General features: G+C 69.9%; 9 protein-coding genes and 1 pseudogene. 2 read left to right on the forward strand and 8 right to left on the reverse strand.

The features are described from left to right. The 5 genes and pseudogenes from ETD86_RS57690 to ETD86_RS51725 all read right to left on the reverse strand — a co-directional run. Positions 1 to 334 (reverse strand): annotated as a pseudogene (locus ETD86_RS57690) (hypothetical protein); the annotation flags it as partial. Then, positions 321 to 1,163, reverse strand: a complete 843-nt coding sequence (locus ETD86_RS51715) for an ABC transporter permease (protein WP_170223761.1) — start codon at positions 1,161 to 1,163, stop codon at positions 321 to 323. The pseudogene ETD86_RS57690 and the gene ETD86_RS51715, both read right to left, overlap by 14 nt. Position 1,164: 1 nt before the next feature. Further along, complete coding sequence (locus tag ETD86_RS59485) at positions 1,165 to 1,662, reverse strand: periplasmic substrate-binding domain-containing protein (RefSeq protein WP_281287103.1); 498 nt, start codon at positions 1,660 to 1,662, stop codon at positions 1,165 to 1,167. Continuing rightward, complete coding sequence (locus ETD86_RS59490; RefSeq protein WP_281287104.1) at positions 1,662 to 2,705, reverse strand: ABC transporter substrate-binding protein; 1,044 nt, start codon at positions 2,703 to 2,705, stop codon at positions 1,662 to 1,664. Before ETD86_RS59490 ends, ETD86_RS59485 begins: the two co-directional genes overlap by 1 nt. Positions 2,706 to 2,754: 49 nt before the next feature. Continuing rightward, positions 2,755 to 2,973, reverse strand: a complete 219-nt coding sequence (locus ETD86_RS51725; RefSeq protein ID WP_138673955.1) for a hypothetical protein — start codon at positions 2,971 to 2,973, stop codon at positions 2,755 to 2,757. A 542-nt stretch (positions 2,974 to 3,515) separates the two neighbouring features. Here ETD86_RS51725 and ETD86_RS59495 point away from each other — a divergent pair. Both ETD86_RS59495 and ETD86_RS51730 read left to right on the forward strand, forming a co-directional pair. Then, positions 3,516 to 3,647, forward strand: coding sequence for a hypothetical protein (locus ETD86_RS59495; RefSeq protein ID WP_281287105.1), 132 nt, complete (start codon positions 3,516 to 3,518; stop codon positions 3,645 to 3,647). Positions 3,648 to 3,655: 8 nt separating this feature from the next. After that, positions 3,656 to 4,288, forward strand: coding sequence for a class I SAM-dependent methyltransferase (locus ETD86_RS51730; protein ID WP_170223762.1), 633 nt, complete (start codon positions 3,656 to 3,658; stop codon positions 4,286 to 4,288). Positions 4,289 to 4,392: 104 nt separating this feature from the next. Here the strand turns inward: ETD86_RS51730 and ETD86_RS51735 are convergent, their stop codons facing one another. The 3 genes from ETD86_RS51735 to ETD86_RS51745 all read right to left on the reverse strand — a co-directional run. After that, positions 4,393 to 5,598: an MFS transporter gene (locus tag ETD86_RS51735; RefSeq protein WP_170223763.1), complete on the reverse strand. Its 1,206-nt coding sequence runs from the start codon at positions 5,596 to 5,598 to the stop codon at positions 4,393 to 4,395. Positions 5,599 to 5,721: 123 nt separating this feature from the next. After that, positions 5,722 to 5,949, reverse strand: coding sequence for a 30S ribosomal protein S18 (gene rpsR, locus ETD86_RS51740; protein ID WP_138673958.1), 228 nt, complete (start codon positions 5,947 to 5,949; stop codon positions 5,722 to 5,724). Further along, the coding region (locus ETD86_RS51745; protein ID WP_138673959.1) for a CobW C-terminal domain-containing protein at positions 5,946 to 6,359 on the reverse strand (414 nt) is incomplete at its 5' end. The genes ETD86_RS51745 and rpsR, both read right to left, overlap by 4 nt.

Below are 6,359 nucleotides of genomic sequence, written 5' to 3' on the forward strand. Positions count from 1 at the left end.
CCCCCAGGGCCGAGGCCGTCAGGGCGGCGGCCAGCGAGGTCAAGGTCAGGTCCCGCCCGCCGGCCAGGACTCTGGCCAGCACGTCCCGGCCCAGCCCGTCGGCGCCAAGCGGCAGTCCGGGCGCGGGCCCGGCCCACGGGGGCGCGGCAATCGCGGCCGGGTTGCGCCCGGCCAGCGCCTCGCCGCCCATCGCCACCAGGAGCGCGGCCCCGGTCACCATCCCGAGGATCAGCACGGCAAGGCGCTTCATCAGCGGGCCGTCCGAGGCCCTGAGGACCAGCACGGCACGGCGCTTCGTGATCGAGCCGTCTGCGGCCGCGTCAGAGCGCTTCATGGTCTCTTCCCGAGGTGGTGTGGGCGGCCGTGTCGGCGGCGAGCAGCCCGGCCACCACGACGGCCGCGGCGAGCAGGGCGACGCTCTGGACGACCGGCACGTCCCGCGTCGAAATGGCCGTGACCAGCAGCTCACCCAGCCCGGCCAGGCCGAACAGGGTCTCCACCACCGCGGTCCCGGCCACCAGCCCGCCGAGGATCACCGCGAGCAGGCGGGTGGCGGGCGCGGCCACCATCGGCAGCACGTAACGGAACAGGATCGCGGCCGGTGGCAGGCCGCGGAGTTCGGCGTCGCGCACGTATGGCCGGGCCACCACGTCCGCGATCGCACCGCGGAGCAGGGCGGCGCCGTAAGCGGCGGTCGGCAGCGCGAGCGTGAGCACGGGAAGCGCCAGCAGGTCCGGCCGGTGCCATGGGGGCTCTCCCGCGGGCAGCATCGACACCGGCGGGAACAGCCCCCAGCCCGCCGACAGCCAGGCGACCAGCGCGGCGGCCACCACGGCCTGGGGCAGGGCCGCGCCGGCCACGACCACGGCGTTCACCCCGGGCCGCAGCCGCCGGGGACCGCGGACTGCGGCCCGGGCCAGGGCCGCCGTGAGGGGGACGCTCACCGCCAGCGCGGCCACGGCCAGGGTGAGCGTCACGGCGGCCCGCTCCGCCACCAGGTCGGCGACCGGCCGCCCGGTGATGAGCGAGACTCCGGGCGCGCCGGTCAGCACCCCGGACAGCCAGTCGAGGTAGCGGACGTGCAGGGGCGCATCCAGTCCCTGCTCCGCCAGCAGCAGCCCACTCCTGACCAGCGCACCGACCGGCCGCGGCACCTGGCGCACGTCAGCCGTCCAGCCGCACCTGGTCGATGAACGCCGAGGCGAAGCCGATCCCCTCGGGAACGCCACTCAACCCCGCCTTGGCAAGGTCCAGCCGGTCACTGAGCGCCCAGATCGCGTAGCCGCCCTGGTCGCGGAGGCGAGCCTGCAGGTCCGACAAGAGGGAGCGCCGCTTGGCCTCTTCCGGCTCGGCCAGCGCCTTGTCCAGGCCGGCGGACCAGGCGGGGTCCTTCCACGCCGTCTCGTTGGTGGGAGAGCCGGGCGTGAGCGTCACCCTGACCACGTCCAGGAACGGGATGCCGCCCAGATAGCTGAGGTAGAAAGGCTTGCGCGCGTAGACCGCGGAGAAGTAGGTGTCCGGCGGCTCCAGGCGCACCTTCGCCCGGATCCCGATGTCGGCAAGCTGCTGGGAGATCAGTGTGGCGGCGCTGTCCATGCCCGGGTAGGCGGTGGTGGTGTGCAGCGTGAGGTCGATGCCGCCGGCCAGGCCCGCCTCGGCCATCAAGGCCTTCGCGCGGGCGAGGTCACGGGTGCGCTGCGGCAGGTTCGCGGGGCTGGTCGGGTCCTTGGGGTGATCAGGTCGTTGCCGACCTCGCCGTAGCCGAGGAAGACGGTGTCCAGGAGTTGCTTGCGGTCCAGGGCGAGTCGTACGGCCTCGCGTACCCGGCGGTCGTCGAAGGGCTTGGTGTCCATGCGCATGACCAGTGGGTACAGGGTCGCGCCCGGCCTGCGGAGGACACGTACCGCGCTGTTGCTCTCGTGCTGCTTCACCAGCGTGGCGGGCACTCCTCCGGCCAGGTCGACCTGCCCGGACAGCAGCGCCTGGGCGCGTGCCTGCGGGTCCGGTACGGCGCGTACCTCGATGACGGCGGTCGGCGGCTTGGGGCCCCACCAGGCGTCGTTCCTTTCGAACACCACCGCCTGCGCCCCGCCCTTGCTGGTCGGTCGGAACGGGCCGGAGCCGGGGACCGGCTTGCCGAAGTCGTCGCTGCCCTCCGGTACGACGAAGGTCGCGCCTTCCAGCGCCTTGCCCACCTCGGCGTAAGGCTTCGTGGTCACCAACTCGAAGGTGGTGTCGTCGATCACCTTGGAGGTGTCGAGGTCGAACATGGCCATGCGGCCGAAGTTCTCCGCCGCCTTCTTGCCCATCCGGCGGAGCGAGAACAGCGCGTCTGCCGCCTTCACCTGGCGGCCGTCGGAGAACTTCGCGTCGTCCCGGATGGTGATCCGCCACTTGGTCAGGGTGGCGTCGGGCCGCCACGCTGTGGCGAGGCGCGGCTTGGTCGAGCCGTCGGCGCCGGGGAGGGTGAGAACGTCGTAGGTCAGCGCCATTCTGACCATGTCGCTCTCGCCGGGCAGCAGGCCGTGCGGGTCGGTGACGGCGTTGGAGGGGGAGCCAGGCGCGGCGTAGCGTACCGTGCCGGTGCCTGTCGGCTGTGAGCCGGCGGTGGCCGGTGCGGTGCTGGGCGTGGTGCCGGAGCAGCCCGCCAGGAGGGCGACCGCGGTGACGATCGCCGCTAACCGGCCGTAGAGCTGGGAGTGCATGGCAGCCTTTCTCAAAGTCGCGCCGGCGCTCTGTCGAGCGTGGCGTTGATCAGCCGGGCGACGGCAGGCAGCACCGGAGGGTGCAGCAGGCCGTAGTCGTGGGGCCGCCGACTCCGGCGACCGCGACAGGCCCGGGTCGAAGTCGTGCGGCCACGTTCGGCCTGAGCAACTGGGTGATCCCCGCCGCGTCGCCCTCGACCGGCCGCGAGACGTCCGGGATCTGGGTGGTCGTCACCATGGCGGGGATCTTGGTCTCGTGTTGGCTCATGGGCCATTAGGGCCGTCGCCGTACGCCGCCGAGGCCAAGATCGCCAGGATCGCGACGCCTGGGCGCACTCGCTTGAGCACGTTGTCTCCTCGGTCAGGGTGGTCCGTTCCGCTCAAACCCTGTAGAAACGAAAATCGTTGTCAAGTCGAGGTGGTGATGGATGCAGCGGACACGACGCGCTGGCAGGCGCTGCTTGGCGACGTCGACCTCCGGGCGACCACGCAGCGAGTGCAGGTGCTGGAGGTATCGGCTGACCGCGTCCGGCCCATCGCCGCACAGGGGATCCGCCCCGCGCTACTCGAACGCGGAGATCATGGCGGGAGCGGTTGAGAGGTGCTCGGTGTGATCGTGGCACTTCGGCGGATCCCCTACACCACCGACGTGTAGCAGGGACGGCGACTCATTGAAAACCGTTATCGTTGCGTATCGCACTGGATCGTCATTCCGAGCTGTTCTTCGCTGAATGCCAGGTATCCCGGCTGCGAGACGATCTCAGGTGACCGATAACGAGATGCCTGCCCCGCTACTAAGAAAGGACACAGATGAGGAAGACCGTCACGAGTGAGGCCGGCCGCGCCGATCAGGGGCTCGGCTATGGCGTAAACGCCCCGTACTACGACATCATCTTCCCGGAGCCAGTACGGGACTCGCTCGCTGACGCGCTGACGCGCTGAGGCGGCTGGTGACCGGGGCCCGGACGGTTGCGGAGATCGGTCCCGGCACAGGGCTGTTCACTGAAGTTCTGCTGGAGTTGCTCGCCCCGGACGGCGAGATCTTCGCGATCGAGCCGACGCGCATCATGCGTGCTGCCTTGGTGACGCGGGTGTCCCGCATACCAGAGGCTGCGGACAAGGTGACCGTGGTGCCCGAGGATGCGCTGGAAGCCGAAGTGGACACACCGCTGGATGGCGTGGTGTTGTTCAACATGATCATGCACTTTTCGCCGGACCAGAGGGCTCGGCTCTGGAGCAAGTGGGCCCGGGCTCTCCGCCCCGGCGGTCTGCTGATCGTGGAGTCGCAGTATCCGCAGACGGCGACCGCAGTCCCGCCGTCTGTGGTGCCTGGGGGCACTTTGGGACGGTACCGCTACGACACGCTCTCGCGGGCGGACGTCGCGGGTGAGGACCTGATCCATTGGGTGATGACCTACCGGACCTGGCGTGGCGACGAGCTGATCCGTGAAGAGACCGCCGAGTTCGACTGCCATGTCATCTCCGACGAGACACTGGCTACCGAACTGTTGGCAGTCGGGCTCGAACGCCACCCGGCCGCTCCTGAAGGTATCCAGGCATGGTGGCGGCCCCAAGCCCTGTGAGGTCAGCGCGGGGAAGCACGGCTAGGCGTTTGCCCTGGCCGGGCGAAGGATCAGGAGCCATGTGATACCCCGAGAGCCATAGTAAAGGTCCACTGGCGACGCCCTCATAGGGTCGCGGCCACGCGTGTATGCCGTGCGGCGGGCGACACCCATGCCAGGACAAGCGCGGTCACGACCGCGCCAAGTGCGGCAAGAATGGGGATGACGGGGCTGATCTCGTACAGGGCGGTGCCCAGGACAGGGCCGACGATGAAGGTGGCGCCGATGGTGGCGTTCACGAGACCTGAGATCGAGCCCTGCTGAGCGGGCTCGGCGACCAGGGTCGGTGCGGCGGTGAAGCCGGATATCGCGAGGCCGAGCCCGAGGGCGAGCAGGCCGAATGAGGTGGCGATCAGCCACAGGCTGTCCGCGACGGCGAGCAGCGCGAAGGAGGCGATCGCGATGGGGATGCCCATGCGCAGCAGCCGCAGGACCGGCCAGCTGAGCGCCGGAACCACGCCGCCCTGCACCGCGACGAGTATCAGCCCGGCGGCGAACAACGAGATGCCCACTGCGCCCGCGGTCTCCTGCGGTCCCAGGTGGAGACGGTCGGCGACCAGGAAACCGATGATTACTTGGACGAGGCCGAGGGACAGGTAGAGGCAGAAGCCGATCGCGAGGAGCGGCCACAGCCGCGCGTCCCAGGGGCGCAGCCGCGGGCCGCGCTGCCCGGCGGGTGCGCTCGCGGACGGCGGCCGTACGGTCGCCAGGACCCAGATCGTGAGGAGCAGGCACAAGACCGGGGCGAGGTAGAGCGGGAGCATCAGAGACACCACGGCCAGGGCCCCGCCTCCAGCGGGGCCCAAGACCAGGGAGAGCCCCTGAGCTGCACCGACCAGGCCGGTGGCGCGGGTGCGTTCGGCCTCCGTGGTGGTGGAGGTGCTGGCGACGGCCAGGGCGGCGACCGGCAGGGCAGCGATCCCGGCGCCGAAGACGATACTGCGGGTGGCCAGTAGCAGGGCGAAGACGATCGGCGTGGGCATCGTGCCGTCAAGGCCGATGGCGGCGACGATCGCGAATCCGGTCAGACCTGCTGTGGCGAGGCCGAGCCCTGACAGTAGGACCAGACGCAGCCCGATCTTCTGCAAGGCGTGTCCCCATAGCGGGCTGGCGATGGTCAGGGCCGTGGCCGCGACGGTGATGACCAGGCCTAATTGGGTCTCGGTCAGTGCCAGTTCGCGTGAGAGTGGCGCCAGGACCGGGGTCAGCAGTTGCTGCGCCGAGTAGACCACCAAGACGGTGATGAGCAGTGGAATCAGTGCTTTGCGCACCAGGGATCCCTTCTCCGAACCGGGCTTGACGGAAGATCAGGGAGGCCCACCGAGTGCGGAGAGCCTTAAGGGAGCATAGCGACAAAGACAATCATTTTCGTCCGGTAACCGCCGGCGGCTTGGTCAAGTGCTTGATCGGGTGGTGTAGGGCAGCAGGGCCATCTCGCGGGCGTTCTTGATGGCTTTGGCGAGCTGGCGCTGCTGCTGCACGGTGACGCCGGTAACTCGGCGGCTGCGGATCTTGCCGCGGTCGGAGACGAACTTGCGCAGCAGGTTGGTGTCCTTGTAGTCGATGCGGTCGACGTGCAGAAGCGGGCTGGGCTTCTTACGCGGGGGGCGGCGGGTCTTCACGCGTGCTCCTTGACGTTGAGGATGAGGGCGAACGGGTCGTCGTAGCTGGCCCAGGCATCCGGGCCTGCCGCTTCCTCCTCCTCGGTGAGCAGGCAGGAGTCCAGCAACGCACGAAAGCGGGCGGAGTCCAGGTCAGGGCCGGTGAAAACCAGGTGCTGGACGCGGTCGCCGTGTTCGTCGTCCCAGTCCAGGGCGGCGGCCAGGCGGCGGGCTGGGGAAACCATGTCCCAGGCGGCTTCAGGCAGCGCCGCCAGCCAAGGGCCGCCGTCCTCGACCGAGACGATGCCGGCGACGGCGTCCCAGGCCAGCAACTGGCCGGGCCGGGTGGCCAGCCAGAATCGGCCGCGTGAGCGTACGGACTCGACGACCAGCTCGTCGACGGCCTCGAAGAGGCGGGCGGGGTGCAGGGG

Origin of the sequence: Nonomuraea turkmeniaca (genome assembly GCF_005889735.1) — a bacterium.
Classification (GTDB): domain Bacteria; phylum Actinomycetota; class Actinomycetes; order Streptosporangiales; family Streptosporangiaceae; genus Nonomuraea; species Nonomuraea turkmeniaca.

Excerpts from the sequence above, each read along its gene's own strand:
- ETD86_RS59485 (WP_281287103.1), bottom strand. The coding sequence starts at position 1,662 with ATGGCCGAGGCGGGCCTGGCCGGCGGCATCGACCTCACGCTGCACACC.
- ETD86_RS59490 (WP_281287104.1), bottom strand. The coding sequence starts at position 2,705 with ATGCACTCCCAGCTCTACGGCCGGTTAGCGGCGATCGTCACCGCGGTC.
- ETD86_RS51725 (WP_138673955.1), bottom strand. The coding sequence starts at position 2,973 with ATGAGCCAACACGAGACCAAGATCCCCGCCATGGTGACGACCACCCAG.
- ETD86_RS59495 (WP_281287105.1), top strand. The coding sequence starts at position 3,516 with ATGAGGAAGACCGTCACGAGTGAGGCCGGCCGCGCCGATCAGGGGCTC.